The organism is Domibacillus antri (assembly GCF_001936625.1).
GTDB classification, from domain to species: Bacteria; Bacillota; Bacilli; order Bacillales; family Domibacillaceae; genus Domibacillus; species Domibacillus antri.
The window spans coordinates 37,161-54,667 of the sequence record NZ_MSDU01000009.1 but is presented as its reverse complement, the minus strand read 5'-3'; the positions used below and the strand labels follow the sequence as shown (position 1 = coordinate 54,667).

Annotated in this window: 19 protein-coding genes, 1 pseudogene and 1 other annotated feature; all 20 genes and pseudogenes read left to right on the top strand. The window is 45.4% G+C overall.

The window, feature by feature from the left end:
• The first annotated feature begins 186 nt into the window (after positions 1-186).
• The 20 genes and pseudogenes from BTO30_RS06355 (at position 187) to rplA (ending at position 17,456) form a co-directional block, all read left to right on the top strand.
• Positions 187-648, top strand: a complete 462-nt coding sequence (locus BTO30_RS06355; RefSeq protein ID WP_075397884.1) for a CtsR family transcriptional regulator — start codon at positions 187-189, stop codon at positions 646-648.
• A gap of 14 nt (positions 649-662) precedes the next feature.
• Positions 663-1,196, top strand: coding sequence for a protein-arginine kinase activator protein McsA (gene mcsA, locus BTO30_RS06350; RefSeq protein ID WP_075397883.1), 534 nt, complete (start codon positions 663-665; stop codon positions 1,194-1,196).
• Positions 1,196-2,251 carry a protein-arginine kinase McsB gene (mcsB, locus tag BTO30_RS06345; RefSeq protein ID WP_075397882.1) on the top strand — a complete coding sequence of 352 codons (1,056 nt, stop codon included), beginning with the start codon at positions 1,196-1,198 and terminating at the stop codon, positions 2,249-2,251. Before mcsA ends, mcsB begins: the two co-directional genes overlap by 1 nt.
• An 18-nt stretch (positions 2,252-2,269) precedes the next feature.
• Positions 2,270-4,708, top strand: a complete 2,439-nt coding sequence (gene clpC, locus BTO30_RS06340; RefSeq protein ID WP_075397881.1) for an ATP-dependent protease ATP-binding subunit ClpC — start codon at positions 2,270-2,272, stop codon at positions 4,706-4,708.
• Between the two features lie 55 nt (positions 4,709-4,763).
• On the top strand, positions 4,764-6,134 hold the full coding sequence (gene radA / locus BTO30_RS06335) for a DNA repair protein RadA (RefSeq protein ID WP_075397880.1): 1,371 nt from the start codon (positions 4,764-4,766) through the stop codon (positions 6,132-6,134).
• 89 nt (positions 6,135-6,223) lie between these two features.
• Positions 6,224-7,306: a PIN/TRAM domain-containing protein gene (locus BTO30_RS06330; protein WP_075397879.1), complete on the top strand. Its 1,083-nt coding sequence runs from the start codon at positions 6,224-6,226 to the stop codon at positions 7,304-7,306.
• A 25-nt stretch (positions 7,307-7,331) separates the two neighbouring features.
• A complete protein-coding gene (gene ispD, locus BTO30_RS06325) occupies positions 7,332-8,027 on the top strand; it encodes a 2-C-methyl-D-erythritol 4-phosphate cytidylyltransferase (RefSeq protein WP_075397887.1) in 696 nt (231 codons plus the stop codon).
• A 6-nt stretch (positions 8,028-8,033) separates the two neighbouring features.
• Positions 8,034-8,516 carry a 2-C-methyl-D-erythritol 2,4-cyclodiphosphate synthase gene (ispF, locus tag BTO30_RS06320; protein WP_075397878.1) on the top strand — a complete coding sequence of 161 codons (483 nt, stop codon included), beginning with the start codon at positions 8,034-8,036 and terminating at the stop codon, positions 8,514-8,516.
• A gap of 23 nt (positions 8,517-8,539) precedes the next feature.
• Positions 8,540-10,000 (top strand): glutamate--tRNA ligase, encoded by a 1,461-nt coding sequence (gltX, locus tag BTO30_RS06315; RefSeq protein ID WP_075397877.1) that lies wholly within the window; start codon positions 8,540-8,542, stop codon positions 9,998-10,000.
• 34 nt (positions 10,001-10,034) lie between these two features.
• Positions 10,035-10,258 (top strand) — a binding site (T-box leader).
• A 14-nt stretch (positions 10,259-10,272) separates the two neighbouring features.
• A pseudogene (gene cysE / locus BTO30_RS06310) lies at positions 10,273-10,959 on the top strand (serine O-acetyltransferase); the annotation flags it as partial.
• On the top strand, positions 10,949-12,346 hold the full coding sequence (cysS, locus tag BTO30_RS06305) for a cysteine--tRNA ligase (RefSeq protein WP_075397875.1): 1,398 nt from the start codon (positions 10,949-10,951) through the stop codon (positions 12,344-12,346). The pseudogene cysE and the gene cysS, both read left to right, overlap by 11 nt.
• Positions 12,346-12,771 carry a Mini-ribonuclease 3 gene (locus tag BTO30_RS06300; RefSeq protein WP_075397874.1) on the top strand — a complete coding sequence of 142 codons (426 nt, stop codon included), beginning with the start codon at positions 12,346-12,348 and terminating at the stop codon, positions 12,769-12,771. The genes cysS and BTO30_RS06300 overlap by 1 nt, the downstream gene beginning before the upstream one ends.
• Positions 12,768-13,517: a 23S rRNA (guanosine(2251)-2'-O)-methyltransferase RlmB gene (gene rlmB / locus BTO30_RS06295; RefSeq protein ID WP_075397873.1), complete on the top strand. Its 750-nt coding sequence runs from the start codon at positions 12,768-12,770 to the stop codon at positions 13,515-13,517. Before BTO30_RS06300 ends, rlmB begins: the two co-directional genes overlap by 4 nt.
• A 2-nt stretch (positions 13,518-13,519) precedes the next feature.
• Complete coding sequence (locus BTO30_RS06290; protein WP_075397872.1) at positions 13,520-14,038, top strand: NYN domain-containing protein; 519 nt, start codon at positions 13,520-13,522, stop codon at positions 14,036-14,038.
• Positions 14,039-14,129: 91 nt separating this feature from the next.
• Positions 14,130-14,744 carry an RNA polymerase sporulation sigma factor SigH gene (gene sigH, locus BTO30_RS06285; protein ID WP_075397886.1) on the top strand — a complete coding sequence of 205 codons (615 nt, stop codon included), beginning with the start codon at positions 14,130-14,132 and terminating at the stop codon, positions 14,742-14,744.
• 66 nt (positions 14,745-14,810) lie between these two features.
• A complete protein-coding gene (gene rpmG / locus BTO30_RS06280) occupies positions 14,811-14,954 on the top strand; it encodes a 50S ribosomal protein L33 (protein ID WP_075397871.1) in 144 nt (47 codons plus the stop codon).
• A gap of 34 nt (positions 14,955-14,988) precedes the next feature.
• Complete coding sequence (gene secE, locus BTO30_RS06275) at positions 14,989-15,165, top strand: preprotein translocase subunit SecE (protein WP_075397870.1); 177 nt, start codon at positions 14,989-14,991, stop codon at positions 15,163-15,165.
• 353 nt (positions 15,166-15,518) lie between these two features.
• Positions 15,519-16,055 (top strand): transcription termination/antitermination protein NusG, encoded by a 537-nt coding sequence (gene nusG, locus BTO30_RS06270; RefSeq protein WP_075397869.1) that lies wholly within the window; start codon positions 15,519-15,521, stop codon positions 16,053-16,055.
• 164 nt (positions 16,056-16,219) lie between these two features.
• A complete protein-coding gene (gene rplK, locus BTO30_RS06265; RefSeq protein WP_045851841.1) occupies positions 16,220-16,645 on the top strand; it encodes a 50S ribosomal protein L11 in 426 nt (141 codons plus the stop codon).
• A 106-nt stretch (positions 16,646-16,751) separates the two neighbouring features.
• The gene (gene rplA, locus BTO30_RS06260; protein ID WP_075397867.1) at positions 16,752-17,456 is read left to right on the top strand and encodes a 50S ribosomal protein L1; all 705 of its coding nucleotides are present in this window, start codon (positions 16,752-16,754) and stop codon (positions 17,454-17,456) included.
• Positions 17,457-17,507 lie beyond the last annotated feature (51 nt).

Genomic DNA, 17,507 nt, shown 5'->3' with positions numbered 1-17,507 from the left:
GCGCATAATCGCCGCTGGTAGTTGGGTGTGTACCCCTGTGAGAGCACGACGCCGCCTGGAACGTAAAAACAACTTTAGAACTAAATTTGTTTTTTTTGTATATAAAAAAACAAATAAATTGCAATGGATCGTCTTTTTCCTTTATAATTATCGTCAAATATAGTCAAAGTCAAGGTGGGGAGTAATATGAGAAACGTTTCTGATATTATTGAACAGTATTTGAAACAAGTACTCGAACATAGCGGAAGCGAAATCGTCGAAATTAAAAGAAGCGAAATCGCAGATAAATTCCAGTGTGTTCCTTCTCAAATCAACTATGTCATTAACACCCGTTTCACCATTGAGCGTGGTTACGTTGTTGAGAGTAAACGTGGCGGCGGTGGATATATTAGAATTATTAAGGTAACGGTAAGAGAGCAGAGTGATTTAATTGATCAGCTGCTTGCGCTGGTCGGAACACGGCTATCTCAATCAAATGGAGAGGATTTTATTTATCGTCTCCTTGAGGAGAAGGTAATTTCGACACGCGAGGCGAAATTAATGATAAGCGCTATGGACCGCTCTGTGTTAAATCTTGAACTTCCTGATCGCGACGAATTGAGAGCGCGTATGATGAAGTCATTTCTTTTATCTCTTAAATACCAGTAAGGCGGGTGGACGTTGTGATATGTCAAGAATGCCATGAACGGCCGGCAGCTCTTCATTTTACGAAAACGGTAAATGGGGAAAAAACAGAAGTGTATTTGTGTGAAAAATGCGCTCACGAAAAAGGAGAATATTTATTTAGTGGGCACCCCGCTTTTTCTTTGAACAATTTGCTTGGGGGATTATTTAATCCTGAACCGCTTTTTTCATCCAAGCCCGCATTTCATGAAGAAGAAGCGCGGTGTGAGAAATGCCATATGACCTTTCAACAGTTTTTACAGACGGGCAAATTCGGTTGTGCGAATTGCTACACTGCCTTTGATTCTAAGCTAATTCCTATTTTAAAACGTCTTCATGGTGGGAATACTATGCACCATGGAAAAATACCGGAGCGAATGGGCGGGACGCTGCATTTGCAAAAGGAGCTTCAGCAGCTGCGCGAACAGCTGAATGAAATGATTGCTAATGAATATTTTGAGCAGGCAGCCGATGTACGTGATCAAATACGTGCTGTAGAGCAGAAGTTATCCGGTGAAGGGGGCGGTGTTTAATGTCACTGGAGCGGTTTATTAATAAGCAGACGAGTTCCTGGATGAGTGGTACCGGTCCTCATTCGGATGTTGTTCTTAGTACGCGTGTACGGCTTGCCCGTAACTTTGCTGATGTTTGTTTTCCGGCCATTTTTCAATTTGATGACGCAAAAAAAATTGTGGAACAGGTAAACGGCGCGGTTTCTGAGAAACTTTCGCTTGAACTGCTCAAAATGGAGGACCTTTCTCCACTGCAAAAAAGAGTTCTTGTGGAAAAACATTTAATAAGTCCTCTTTTGGCAGAGTCATCATTATACGGAGCAGCGCTCATTTCAGAAAAAGAAGATATAAGCATTATGGTCAATGAAGAAGACCATCTTCGCATTCAATGCCTTTCATCTGGTTTGCAGCTGCAGGAAACGCTGAACGAGGCAAATCGGATTGATGATGTAATTGAAGAAAGTGTGCAGTATGCATTTGATGAAAAACGCGGTTATTTAACAGGGTGTCCGACAAATGTCGGAACCGGACTCCGCGCCTCGGTGATGATTCACCTGCCTGGTCTCGTTCTGACCCGGCAGATGAACCGGATTATTCCGGCAATCAGTCAGCTTGGTTTGGTTGTTAGAGGAATTTATGGTGAAGGAAGCGAAGCATTAGGAAATATTTTTCAAATTTCAAATCAGCTGACGCTAGGAAAATCGGAAGCAGATATTATTGAGGACTTGGGAAGTGTTGTTCATGAATTGATGTCGAGAGAACAATCGGCACGGGATGCACTTGTAAAAACATCAAATATTCAGCTGGAAGACCGTATCTTCAGATCATTCGGTATTTTATCAAACAGCCGGATCATTGAAACAAATGAAGCGTTTCGATGTTTATCAGATGTTAGATTAGGAATAGATTTAGGGTATATTCAACATATATCAAAAAGTATTTTAAATGAACTGATGATTTTAACGCAGCCGGGCTTCTTGCAGCAATATGCAGGTGGTCCGCTGCGGGCGGAAGAGCGTGATGTCCGTCGGGCGGCGCTCATTCGGGAAAGATTATTGATGCAGGAGACGAATTGATATAAGGAGGAATTGGATATGATGTTTGGTCGTTTTACGGAGAGAGCACAAAAAGTACTGGCGCTTGCACAGGAAGAAGCCATTCGGCTCGGTCACAGCAATATAGGTACGGAACATATTTTGCTTGGTCTCGTTCGTGAGGGAGAAGGCATCGCAGCGAAAGCTCTTTACGGTTTAGGTCTCGGTGCGGAAAAGATTCAGCAGGAAGTTGAAGAATTAATTGGCAAAGGCGACGGTGCTTCGAAAACGGTTCATTACACACCGCGTGCGAAAAAAGTCATTGAGCTGTCTATGGATGAAGCGCGCAAACTCGGTCATTCTTACGTGGGAACAGAGCATATTCTACTCGGTTTGATTCGTGAAGGAGAAGGGGTTGCGGCACGAGTTCTTGGTAATCTTGGTGTAAGCTTAAACAAAACACGTCAACAAGTACTCCAGCTTCTTGGCAGCAGTGAGTCGGGCGGTACGCAAGGCGGCCAGGCATCGAATGTAAGCACGCCGACGCTTGATGGTCTGGCACGTGATTTAACGGTCATTGCCCGCGAAGGAAGCCTTGATCCGGTCATTGGACGCAGTAAAGAAATTCAACGTGTTATTGAAGTATTAAGCCGCCGGACGAAAAATAATCCGGTATTAATTGGGGAGCCAGGTGTTGGTAAAACAGCCATTGCAGAAGGGCTTGCCCAGCAAATCATTAACAATGAAGTGCCGGAAACTCTTCGCAATAAACGTGTGATGACACTGGATATGGGAACTGTTGTAGCTGGAACAAAATACCGCGGTGAGTTTGAAGACCGCTTGAAAAAAGTGATGGATGAAATCCGGCAGGCCGGCAATATTATTTTGTTCATTGACGAATTACACACATTAATCGGTGCGGGAGGAGCAGAAGGAGCGATTGATGCCTCCAATATTTTAAAACCGTCGCTTGCCCGCGGTGAACTCCAATGTATTGGTGCGACAACACTTGATGAGTACCGGAAGTATATTGAAAAAGATGCGGCGCTTGAACGTCGATTCCAGCCGATCCAGGTGGATGAGCCAACGCTTGATGAGTCGATTCAAATTTTGAAAGGCTTGCGCGACCGCTATGAAGCACATCACCGTGTTTCAATTCTGGATGAAGCGATTGAAGCAGCGGTAAAAATGTCGGACCGCTATATTTCAGACCGTTTCCTGCCGGATAAAGCGATTGATTTAATTGACGAGGCCGGTTCAAAAGTGCGCCTGCGTTCTTTTACGACCCCTCCTAATTTGAAAGAGCTTGAAGTGAAGCTTGAAGCGCTTAAAAATGAAAAAGATTCAGCTGTTCAAAGTCAGGAATTTGAAAAAGCCGCTTCTTTACGCGATGCTGAACAAAAATTACGTGAGGAGCTTGAAAAAACGAAAAACAGCTGGAAAGAAAAGCAGGGCACCGAGAATAGTGAAGTGACGATGGAAGATATCGCGATGGTCGTATCGAGCTGGACCGGTATTCCGGTTTCAAAACTGGCACAGACGGAAACAGATCGTCTATTAAATTTGGAGGAAATTCTTCATTCCCGCTTAATTGGCCAGGAAGAAGCGGTGACATCCATTTCAAAAGCGGTACGTCGTGCGCGTGCCGGTTTGAAAGATCCGAAGCGTCCGATTGGCTCGTTTATTTTCCTCGGTCCAACGGGTGTCGGGAAAACAGAACTGGCAAAAGCGCTGGCTGAATCCATGTTTGGTGATGAAGATGCGATGATCCGTATTGACATGTCCGAATATATGGAAAAACATTCGACATCACGTCTTGTCGGGTCGCCTCCAGGGTATGTTGGTTATGAAGAAGGCGGTCAGCTGACAGAAAAAATCCGCCGTAAGCCGTATTCGGTTGTCTTGCTTGACGAAATTGAAAAAGCGCATCCGGATGTGTTTAATATTTTACTGCAGGTGCTTGAAGACGGCCGTCTGACGGATTCAAAAGGCCGTACAGTTGATTTCCGAAACACTGTACTCATTATGACGTCTAACGTCGGAGCGCAGTCCTTGCAGAAAAATAAATATGTCGGTTTTAACATTCAAGATTCGGCGCAGGATCATAAAGATATGAAAGGAAAAGTAATGGATGAGTTGAAGCGTGCCTTCCGTCCTGAATTCCTGAACCGTATTGATGAGATCATTGTCTTCCATGCACTGGAAAAGAAACATTTGAAAGAAATTGTGACATTAATGGCCGATCAATTAACGAGCCGTTTGAAAGAGCAGGATATTATGGTTGAGCTGACAGACAAGGCGAAAGAAAAAATCGCCGATGAAGGCTATGATCCTGAGTATGGCGCGCGTCCGCTGCGCCGCGCACTGCAAAAACAAGTAGAAGACCGGCTTTCAGAAGAATTGCTGAAAGGCAACGTCTTAACCGGTCAGCAAGTGACAGTCGATGTTGATGAAAAAGGTGAATTTACGGTTCGTACAGCGGCTGGCTCTGCATCGTAAATGAAAAACAGCGGGTCTCATAGACCTGCTGTTTTTTTCTGAAAGGAGAGCATATATGGCAAAGAAAAAAACGAAATTCGTCTGCGGTTCGTGTGGTTATGAATCGCCAAAATGGATGGGGAAATGTCCGGGGTGCGGAGAATGGAATCAAATGGTGGAAGAAACAGCGATTACCGGAACACCAAAGCGGACGTTTACGCATTCCGAAACAACGATGGCAAAACCGTCCCGCCTTGTAGACGTGGAAACGTCGCAGGAACCGCGTGTGGAAACAGATTTAAAAGAATTAAACCGTGTGCTTGGCGGAGGAGTTGTTCCCGGTTCACTGGTTTTGATCGGCGGAGATCCAGGTATCGGGAAGTCGACGCTTCTTTTGCAAGTGTCATCACAGCTTTCTTCAAAGGGAAGCAACGTCCTGTATATCTCGGGTGAGGAATCGGTCAAACAGACAAAAATGCGGGCTTCGCGAATGAGCATAAACAATGAAAGCCTGTATATTTATGCGGAGACCAATTTACAGCTCATTCATTCTGCCATTGAAGACATGAAGCCCTCATTTGTTATCATCGATTCGATTCAGACCGTGCATCATCCGGAAGTAACGTCGGCGCCAGGCAGTGTCTCCCAGGTTCGTGAATGTACGGCGGAATTGATGCGCATTGCAAAAATGAACAATATTGCTATTTTTATTGTTGGCCATGTGACGAAAGAAGGCTCGATTGCCGGCCCGCGTTTACTTGAGCATATGGTGGATACGGTATTGTATTTTGAAGGAGAGCGGCATCATACATACCGCATTTTGCGGGCAGTGAAAAACCGTTTCGGATCCACGAATGAAATGGGTATTTTTGAAATGAAAGAAAGCGGGCTTGAAGAAGTTGCAAATCCGTCGGAAATTTTTCTTGAAGAGCGGACGCAGGGAACATCCGGTTCTACAGTTGTTGCATCCATGGAAGGGACAAGACCTGTGCTGGTCGAAATCCAGGCATTGATTTCGCCGACTGTGTTCGGAAATCCGAGACGGATGGCAACCGGAATTGACCATAACCGTGTGACACTTCTTATGGCTGTGCTTGAAAAAAGGGTGGGACTGCTGCTGCAAAATCAGGATGCGTACTTAAAAGTTGCGGGTGGGGTGAAATTGGACGAGCCTGCAATTGACCTTGCCATTGCCGTTAGTATTGCCTCCAGTTTTCGTGATGAACCAACCGGTGCCGCAGATTGTTTGATCGGTGAAGTCGGGTTGACAGGCGAAGTACGGCGAGTGTCACGTATTGAACAGCGTGTAAATGAAGCAGCTAAATTAGGATTTACACGTGTCATTGTTCCGGCGAATAATCTTGGCGGATGGACACCGCCTGATGGCGTGGAGATTATTGGTGTGTCAACAGTAAATGAAGCATTAAAAACAATCTTCGGAAAATAAAAATGGAACTAAATACGTTTCAGTCTCGTAATAATAGCGCGGGGCTCGAAACGTGTTTATAATAAAAAGAATAGGGAGGTGAAATAAACATGTTAAAGCGCCTTGTACAGGGTGGGTTCATTATTTTAGGCGGTACGCTCGGCGTATTTCTTTTAGCGGACTTATTCCATTATTTTAATTTTAATCATCCATTTATTAACAATCCATATGTCACTGCGCTTTTAGGTGCACTTGTGTTCTACTTGCTGACATTTTGGGCGGTGGACTATATTGTAGAGTTCATTAAATGGATTGAAGAGCGCATTATCAATGCACCGCTTACGGATATTTTAATGGGGGGATTCGGGCTTGTGGTCGGCCTGCTTCTCGCGATTTTAATCGGAATTCCGCTTGCAAAGCTGGAATTACCAATCGTCAATACGGTTGTACCGATTCTTTTAACGATTGGCCTTGGTTATTTAGGCTTTCAATTCGGATTTAAACGGCGGGATGAATTAACAACGCTTTTTTCATTTAATAAAAATACAAAACGAAAAGAAGTACAGTCTGATGAAGTATTGCCGGTACTGCCTGCCAAATCGTTTAAAATTTTGGATACAAGTGTCATCATTGACGGGCGCATTGCGGATATTTGCGATACCGGTTTTTTAGATGGCACAATCGTCATTCCACAGTTTGTTCTCGAAGAATTGCAGCATATTGCAGATTCATCTGATACACTGAAAAGAACAAAAGGACGACGCGGACTTGATATTTTGAATCGGATGCAAAAGGAAATCTCAGTAGACGTTGAGATGACGGAAAAAGATTATGAAGACATTCATGAAGTAGATTCGAAACTTGTTAAACTGGCAAAAGAAATCGGCGGAATTGTCGTCACAAATGATTTTAACTTAAATAAAGTATGCGAGTTTCAACAAGTGCCGGTGCTGAACATTAATGATCTCGCCAACGCGGTGAAACCGGTGGTGATCCCGGGCGAAGAAATGAACGTCCTCGTTATTAAAGACGGGAAAGAGCAGCGCCAGGGTATTGCGTACCTTGATGATGGTACGATGATCGTCGTAGAAGATGGCCGCGATTTTATCGGCAAACAAATCGCTGTCATTGTGACAAGTGTTTTGCAGACATCGGCGGGCCGTATGATTTTTGCAAAGCCGAAATATGCATGAGGAGAAAATGAAAGGGTTTGAACGAATGGACTACTTTGTTGTGATTCCGGCTGCCGGAAAAGGAAAGCGCATGAAAGCGGGCCGCAATAAGCTTTTTCTTGATCTCGAAGGCCTCCCGGTGATCATTCACACACTCGCGGTTTTTGAATCAGACCCTTTCTGTAAAGGAATTGTGTTGTCTGTTCATTCCGACGAGCAATTTGAATTTGAACAGCTTCTTTCCACGCACAATATAAAAAAAGTGCACGCATTGGCAGCAGGAGGCCAAGAGCGTCAGTACAGTGTATACAGCGGATTAAAAGCGCTCCCGCCGGAAACGGAAATTGTTCTTGTTCATGACGGTGCCAGACCGTTTATTACACGGGATACGATTGCACTGCTCGCTGAAAGCGCTCGAGAAACGGGAGCGGCTATCGCGGCTGTTCCGGTGAAAGATACAATCAAACAAGCAGACAGCGGCAAGGTGTCCCAAACAGTGGACCGGGCGAATTTATGGTCGGTACAGACACCTCAGGCTTTCCGGACATCGGTTTTGTTAGCCGCTCAGCAAAAGGCGGAGGACGAACAGTTCCTCGGAACGGATGAATCGTCGCTTGTCGAGCGGACGGGCTATCCCGTGCAAATCGTTGAAAGCGATTATGATAATATTAAATTGACGACACCGGAAGATTTATATTTTGCCCGGGCGATCATTGCGAAAAGAAAGGAAAGTCAGGTGTAATCCATTATGTTTCGAATTGGACAAGGATTTGATGTACATCAATTAACGGAAGGCCGTCCGCTTATCATCGGCGGCATTACTATTCCGTATGAAAAAGGGCTGCTTGGCCACTCGGATGCGGACGTTCTTTTGCATACTGTGGCTGACGCTTGTCTCGGCGCGATTGGAGAAGGCGATATTGGCCGTCATTTTCCTGATACAGATGAAGCGTTCAAAGATGCGGATTCAGCGAAACTGCTTGAACATGTATGGGCCATTGTCAAAGAAAAAGGCTATATGCTTGGCAATATAGACTGCACGATTATTGCCCAGAAGCCAAAAATGGCGCCGTACATCGGTGCGATGCAGGCGCGTATTGCAGAGCTGTTAGAAGCGGAAACAAGCCAGGTGAACGTGAAAGCAACGACAACAGAAAAACTCGGGTTTCCGGGACGCGGTGAAGGAATTGCTTCGCAGGCAGCCGTCCTTTTAGTAAAAAAACAATCGTAAATCAGCATTGGAGGGTACACAGCATGACAAACGAAGTACGTGTTCGTTACGCGCCGAGTCCAACCGGACATTTGCATATCGGCAATGCGCGGACAGCACTCTTTAATTACTTATATGCACGAAATCTTGGCGGAAAGTTTATTATCCGCATTGAAGATACAGATCAAAAACGAAATATTGAAGGCGGCGAAGAAAGCCAGCTTGAGTATTTGAAGTGGCTTGGTGTTGATTGGGATGAAGGTCCGGATGTTGGCGGTGAGTACGGCCCATATCGCCAGTCAGAGCGCAATGAATTATATAAAGGATATTACGAACAGCTGTTAGAAGAAGGAAAAGCGTATAAATGCTACTGCACAGCAGAAGAACTTGAAGCGGAGCGGGAAGCGCAGCAGGCGCGTAATGAAATTGCCGGCTACTCCGGAAAATGCCGCAGCTTAACGAATGAAGAACAGGCTGCCCTTGAAGCGGAGGGGCGCCGTCCGAGCATCCGTTTCCGGGTGCCTGAAGGTGAAACAATCGCGTTCAACGATATAGTTAAAGGAGAAGTATCCTTTGAATCGGAGGGCATTGGCGGCGATTTTGTCATCGTGAAACAAGATGGAACACCAACTTACAACTTTGCTGTGGCGATTGATGATCATTTAATGAATATGACGCATGTACTTCGCGGTGATGATCATATTTCCAATACACCGAAACAGCTGCTGATTTATAAAGCGCTGGGCTTTGAACCGCCTGTTTTTGGTCACATGACATTAATTGTGAATGAAAACAGAAAAAAATTGAGCAAGCGCGATGAATCCATTATTCAATTTATTGAACAATACAAAGAGCTCGGCTACTTGCCTGAAGCGCTCTTGAACTTCATCACACTGCTTGGCTGGTCCCCGAAAGAAGAAGAAGAAATCTTCACGAAAGAGCAGTTTATTCAATTGTTTGATGCGGATCGCCTGTCTAAATCGCCTGCCTTTTTCGATAAGCAAAAACTGCTTTGGATGAACAATCAATATATGAAAGAACAGCCGGTTGAGCGCGTCGTGGAATTGGCGAGCCCGCATCTTGTGAAAGCCGGGCTGATCGAAGAAACGCTCTCTCCTGAACAGGAAGAATGGGTGACAAGCTTAATCGCTTTGTATCAAGAAAAAATGAGCTTCGGTGCCGAAATTGTCGAATTGTCTGGTTTGTTTTTTAAAGAAGAAGCTGTTTATGAAGGTGAAGCAAAAGAGGTTCTTGCCGAAGAGCAGGTGCCTGAAGTGCTCCGCGCATTTGCTGAAAAAGCGTCTGCACTTGAGCCGTTTGAAGCAGATGGCGTGAAGAAAGCAATGAAAGACGTGCAAAAAGAGACGGGCCATAAAGGGAAAAAACTATTTATGCCGATCCGCGCCGCGGTTACCGGTCAGACGCACGGTCCGGATTTGCCAAAAGCGATTGAGCTGCTTGGGAAAGAAAAAGTTTTAAAAAGGCTCAATGCCATTCTTGATTAAAAGAAGCACCCGTATATAATAGAGTGTGTATATACAAAAAACGTTGAAGAGGAAAAGTATGCGGCAGATGCCTTTCAGAGAGAACCGCCGTCCGGCTGAGAGCGGTTCAGGCCCCTGTGTCCGCAGAAGTGCCCCTCGGAGTCTGCCGCTGAACGTTTCAGTAAGCGGCGGCGGGTCCGCCCGTTAACAGGTCAAGTTGGGAAAGCAGCTATACTGTTTTTCAAACAGAGTGGAACCGCGTTTTAAAACGTCTCTGTCTTGCAGAGGCGTTTTTTGTATGTCTGAACAAAATGTTGGGAGGAGGAATAGCATTGTTTAAAGTGCTGAAAGAAGATATTGATACGATATTTGAACAGGACCCGGCGGCCCGCAGCTATTTAGAAGTCATTTTAACATACTCGGGTCTGCACGCGATCTGGTCTCATCGGCTCGCTCACGGTTTTTATAAACGGAAATTTTATTTTATTGCCCGGGTTATTTCACAAATCAGCCGCTTTTTTACCGGCATTGAAATACATCCCGGCGCCCGGATTGGACGCGGCCTGTTTATCGATCACGGGATGGGTGTCGTCATCGGAGAAACGTGTGAAATCGGGAATAATGTGACACTTTATCAAGGGGTCACTCTCGGCGGGACTGGAAAAGAAAAAGGGAAGCGGCATCCGACAGTGAAAGACGGAGCCCTTATTGCAACAGGTGCGAAAGTGCTTGGATCGATTACAGTGGGAGAAGATGCGAGAATCGGCGCCGGTTCTGTGGTGCTGAAGGATGTACCGCCAAATTCAACCGTTGTCGGCATTCCAGGCCGTATTGTGATTCAAGATGGCCGCAAAGTCGAAAAAGATTTAAATCACCGCAACCTGCCCGATCCTGTGGCAGACCGTTTGAAAAGCCTGGAAGCAGAAATTGCCCATTTGAAAGAAGAAATGAAGAAAGGGGATCATACGAATGCCCATTAAAATGTATAATACGCTGACGCGAAAAAAAGAAGAATTTATTCCTCTTGAAGAAGGAAAAGTAAAGATGTATGTGTGCGGTCCAACCGTTTACAACTACATCCATATCGGCAACGCCCGTCCGGCTATCGTGTTTGATACAGTGCGCCGTCATTTGCAATACCGCGGCTTCGAAGTGAAATATGTCTCTAATTTCACCGATGTCGACGACAAACTAATCCGAGCGGCAAATGAACTCGGTGAAGAAGTACCGGTGATTGCGGAACGGTTTATTAACGCTTACTTTGAAGATACACACGCGCTGGGCTGTCAGAAAGCGGACGTACATCCGCGTGTGACGGAAAACATTGAACTCATTGTTGAGTTTATCGGGCAGCTCGTTGAAAAAGGGTTTGCTTACGAGTCAGGCGGAGACGTGTATTACCGGACGCGCCGGTTTGACGGCTATGGAAAGCTTTCTCATCAGTCGATTGATGAGCTGAAAGTCGGTGCCCGGATCGGTGCCGGAGAAAAGAAAGATGACGCGCTTGATTTCGTGTTATGGAAAGCGGCCAAAGAAGGGGAAATTTCGTGGAGCAGCCCATGGGGAGCGGGCCGCCCTGGCTGGCATATAGAATGCTCGGCGATGGCGCGCAAATACCTTGGTGATTCCATTGATATTCATGCAGGCGGGCAGGATTTAACTTTCCCGCATCATGAAAATGAAATTGCCCAGTCGGAAGCATTAACCGGCCAACCATTTGCCCGTTACTGGCTTCATAATGGCTATATCAATATCGACAACGAAAAAATGTCAAAATCACTTGGTAACTTTGTCCTTGTTCATGACATTATTAAAGAGGTCGATCCGCAAGTATTGCGCTTCTTCATGCTATCCGTTCATTACCGTCACCCGGTTAATTACAATAAAGAATTGCTCGACAGCGCAGCAGCGTCGCTCGAACGGCTAAAGATTGCTTATGAAAATCTAAAACACCGCAAGCAGTCCAGCACCAATTTAACAAAGGGTGATAATGAATGGCTTGGAAAAATTAACGCGCATCGCGATCGTTTCCTTACTGAAATGGATGATGACTTTAACGCGGCAAATGCGATCTCCGTTTTATTTGATTTATCAAAAGATGCGAACGTATATTTGCTTGAAAAGCATACATCTGTCCAAGTGATCGATGCCTTTTTGTCGACATATGAAGATATGTTTTTTGTTCTCGGTCTGACGGTTCAAAATGAGGAACTGCTCGACGAAGAGATTGAAGATTTAATAGAACAGCGCAATCAGGCGCGCAAAGACCGTGATTTTGCCCGTGCTGATGAAATCCGCGATCAGCTGAAAGAATTAAATATTATTCTTGAAGACACGCCGCAGGGCATTCGATGGAGACGCGGATAATGAAACAGCTGATGGAACCATTAAAAGATGCACAGCAGCTGAACGGGCTGGCACTGGCTTATATGGGGGATGCGGTATATGAAGTATATATCCGCAAATTTTTGCTTGAGTCTGGCCGTGTAAAGCCGAACGATCTTCATCGCGCCTCGACCCGGTACGTTTCGGCTAAAGCACAGGCGGCACAGCTGCACCGTCTGCGTGAAACGAGCTTTTTAACCGAAGCGGAAGAAACGGTTGCCAGACGGGGACGCAACGCAAAATCCGGTCACGTTCCGAAAAATACAGACGTGCAGACTTATAATCACAGCACCGCATTTGAAGCGCTCATCGGGTTTTTATTTTTAACGGGACAGCTGGAGCGGATGGAAGAAATTATCTGCAACATTTTAAACGACAGTGATGAACAAAGGAGGGTGAATAGATGACACAGGAACAGGAATGGATCGCTGGACGCAATCCTGTGCTGGAAGCGTTAAAGTCAGGGCGCGATATAAATAAATTGTGGGTGCAGGAAGGCTCGCAAAAAGGATCTATGCAGCAAATTTTAAATAAAGCAAAAGAAGCGGGTATTCCGGTACAAGTGGTGCCGAAGCGGAAAATTGAACAGGTCGTGCCGGACAATCATCAAGGTGTCGCTGCATCGGTGGCAGCCTATCAATATGCGGAAATGGACGATTTATTTGCGAAAGCGGAGGAAAGCGGTGAACCACCCTTTTTTATTCTGCTTGATGAATTGGAAGACCCGCATAATCTTGGCTCCATTATGAGAACGGCAGATGCGGTCGGCGCCCACGGGATCATTATTCCGAAACGCCGCTCGGTTGGTTTGACGGCAACAGCCGCGAAAGCATCAACGGGCGCGATTGAATATATCCCTGTTGCCCGCGTGACCAATTTGGCCCGGACAATTGAAGAGCTGAAAGAGAGGGGTGTCTGGATCGCGGGAACAGACGCGTCAGGGGCGGAAGATTACCGCCGCTTTGATGGCACAATGCCGCTCTGTCTCGTCATCGGCAGTGAAGGACGCGGCATGAGCCGTCTCATCAAAGAAAAATGCGACTTTTTAATTCAGCTGCCGATGAGCGGACATGTGACATCGTTAAATGCATCGGTGGCAGCAGCGCTTCTTATGTATGAAGTGTATCGGAAGCGTCATCCACTGGGGACGTAACGATGGATATTTTACTCGTAGACGGCTATAACATGATCGGTGCCTGGCCGGAGCTGCGCCAGTTAAAAGATACGGATTTTGCCGGTGCCCGCGACCGCCTCGTCAAATTGATGGCGGAATATCAAGGGGTGCACGGCTGCCGTGTCATCGTTGTCTTCGATGCGCATTTCGTAAAAGGGACGGAAAAAAAATACCGGGATTCAAAAGTTGAAGTCATTTTTACACGAGAAAACGAGACAGCGGATGAGCGGATCGAGAAGCTGGCAATAGAGTTGAACAATGTCCGCGATCAAGTCACGGTCGCCACATCCGACTATACAGAGCAGTGGGCCGTCTTTGGCCAGGGTGCCCTTCGCGTGTCAGCGCGCGAGCTTTTGACCGAGCTTGGCATCATGCAAAAATCAATCGAAAAAAACCTCGATGAAATTAGTGACGACAAGCCCCATGCCCGTATACAGCTCAGTAAAGAACAGAAGGAAATTTTAGAGAAGTGGCGCCGCGGCGAAAAAATGAATGATTGACTCCAAAAAAAATCGTACTGTATAATATTACTATCTATGTTTGGCAGGCGGAGGGGGATGTGTAAGCTTGAACCGTTCGATAAGTGTGACGATGGATTCGCTGAACGATGAGCAGTTAGTGGAACTTGTGCACAACGGCAACAGTGATGCCCTCGATTATTTAATTCATAAGTACCGGAACTTTGTCAGGGCGAAAGCGCGATCATATTTCTTGATCGGCGCTGATAAAGAAGACATCGTACAGGAAGGCATGATCGGTTTATACAAAGCCGTCCGCGATTATAGAGGGGACAAGCTCAGCACGTTTAAAGCATTCGCGGAACTGTGTATCACCCGGCAAATCATTACCGCTATTAAAACCGCAACGCGTCAAAAGCACATTCCGCTCAATTCCTACGTGTCGCTTGATAAACCGATTTACGATGAAGAATCGGAACGGACGCTAATGGATGTATTAACAGGTGCCAAAGTAACAGACCCGGAAGAATTAATTATTAACCGCGAGCAGTTTTCCAGTATCGAAGGAAAAGTGAATGAATTACTGAGCGATCTTGAACGGCAGGTGCTCGCATTATATTTGGACGGCCGCTCTTATCAGGAAATATCAGAAGAGTTAAACCGCCATGTGAAGTCGATTGATAATGCTTTGCAGCGCGTTAAAAGAAAATTGGAACGGTATCTTGAATTTAAAGAGATTACCATTTAATGAAAACTTGACGAATTACGGTGATCAATGATACGTTTTAAGAATTGAAATGGTTAGGTGATTTTAATGGCGAAAAAAGTGCCGCTTGCCTGTTCAGACTGTGGAACACGAAACTACTCAACGACGGTTAATAACAGCGGTGAACGCCTGGAAATAAAAAAATTTTGCAGTGTCTGCAATCAGCATACTGTCCATAAACAGACGAAGTGACACAGGCGCATTTCTTTTTGGAGGTTTTCAGTACATGTCACGTATTACGCAATTTTTTCGCAACGTGCGCTCGGAATTGGGCAAGGTCAGCTGGCCGAAAAAGAAAGAATTAACGACATATACAATCACCGTTATTACAACGGTTATATTTCTTACTCTCTTTTTAGGATTAGTTGATCTAGGCATTTCCTGGCTTATACGTTTAATTTGAGAAATGTAATCAGCCTTCCGGAAAATTCACTTGAATACACAATGTTTTTCCGTGCTATAATGTAATTAGAAAAAATCAAAGGCTAAACGCGCAACGCTTTCGGTACCTGCATCGTGCGGCAGCGCCTTTGTGACCTGCATCGCGCAGGCCTAAGAAGCCCGTTTAACGGGTTTTTTCATTTGGTTTAAATTTATTGTGGTCTAGCTCCAGGCGCCATCAGCTCGAGGTCATAAGCCAAATCCCTCTGGAGGCACAAAACGCCTCCGACAGGATTCGTCTTATGCTTGTCGCTGATAAGCGGGCGCCTTGCGCTTTTCATTTAAAAAAGGAGGGAAGGACACAAGTCCCTTTCTATGGAGAAAAATTGGTATGTAGTCCACACGTATTCAGGATACGAGAATAAAGTAAAAGCGAATCTCGAAAAACGCGTTGAATCAATGGGCATGCAGGATAAAATCTTTCGCGTCATCGTGCCGGAAGAAGAAGAACGAGATGTAAAAAATGGTAAAGAAAAAGTAACAAAACGCAAAGTATTCCCGGGCTATGTACTTGTTGAAATCGTCATGACGGATGATTCCTGGTATGTCGTGCGAAATACACCGGGTGTCACGGGCTTCGTCGGTTCATCGGGCCACGGTTCAAAACCGACCGCGCTATTGCCGGATGAAGTAACGTCTATTTTGAAACAAATGGGCATGGACGAGCGCCGTCATGAGGCGGATTATGAACTTGGAGAAACAGTCGTTGTGAAAGAAGGGCCGTTTGCGGACTTCGAAGGAACCGTTGAAGAGATCGATCAGGATAAAGGCAAGTTAAAAGTACACGTAAACATGTTTGGCCGTGAAACGCCGGTTGAGCTTGATTTTGATCAAGTAAACAAATTATCCTAAAAAACGGCTTGAATTATTATGTAAAAAGTGATACTATTTCTAAGGTCAGTACGTCTCGTGCTGCTCAGACTCATTTTATAATCATCTTTATTTAAATAAAGATAGACAGAGTGGGAGGGGCAAAGCCCCATGTACCACATCACGGACTTAAGGAGGTGTGTCTCGTGGCTAAAAAAGTAATTAAAGTCGTAAAACTGCAAATTCCTGCAGGTAAAGCTAATCCTGCGCCGCCGGTTGGTCCGGCACTCGGTCAAGCTGGTGTTAACATCATGGGATTCTGTAAAGAGTTCAATGCGCGCACAGCGGATCAAGCAGGATTGATCATTCCGGTTGAAATTTCGGTTTTCGAAGACCGTTCATTTACATTCATCACAAAAACTCCGCCTGCAGCTGTTCTGCTTAAAAAAGCAGCCGGCATCGAATCAGGATCCGGAGAACCGAACCGCAACAAAGTTGCAACGGTTAAACGTGATAAAGTGCGTGAAATCGCTGAAACAAAAATGCCTGACTTAAACGCAGCTGATGTTGAAGCAGCTATGCGTATGGTCGAAGGTACTGCCCGCAGCATGGGTATTGTGATCGAAGATTAATCAGCTGTCTGTTTTTGGGGGTTGCGGCTTGAAGTAGCTATACTTCATCCGCAGCCTTTATTCGTGGGAGGTAAATCCGTTAAAACCACATAAGGAGGAAATAAACATGGCGAAACATGGTAAAAAGTTTCAAGATGCGGCGAAACTCGTTGACCGCACGAAACAATATTCAGTAGAAGAAGCAATCGATCTTGTGAAAAAAACAAGCACGGTGAAATTTGATGCAACAGTTGAGGCGGCATTCCGTCTTGGGGTTGATCCGAAAAAAGCGGATCAGCAAATTCGCGGTGCGCTTGTTCTTCCAAACGGAACAGGTAAAACACAACGTGTTCTCGTATTCGCAAAAGGCGAAAAAGCAAAAGAAGCGGAAGCTGCTGGTGCTGACTACGTTGGCGACAGCGACTACATCAACAAAATTCAGCAAGGCTGGTTTGAATTTGACGTTATCGTTGCAACACCTGACATGATGGGTGAAGTTGGTAAACTCGGCCGTGTGCTTGGACCAAAAGGTTTAATGCCAAATCCGAAAACAGGTACCGTTACATTTGACGTTGAAAAAGCGATCCAGGAAATCAAAGCAGGTAAAGTAGAATACCGCGTTGATAAAGCTGGTAACATTCACGTTCCGGTTGGTAAAGTATCTTTCGATAACGAAAAGCTGATCGAAAACTTTACAGCTATTTTCGATACAATGCTGAAAGTGAAACCTTCAGCTGCAAAAGGTGTATACATGAAAAACATTTCTGTTACATCTACAATGGGACCAGGTGTAAAAGTTGATCCTGCATCTGTAACAGCAGTAAAAAACTAAGTTGACAACATAAGATTTTTCTGTTAAAGTAAAATTCGTTGGGCTCACATG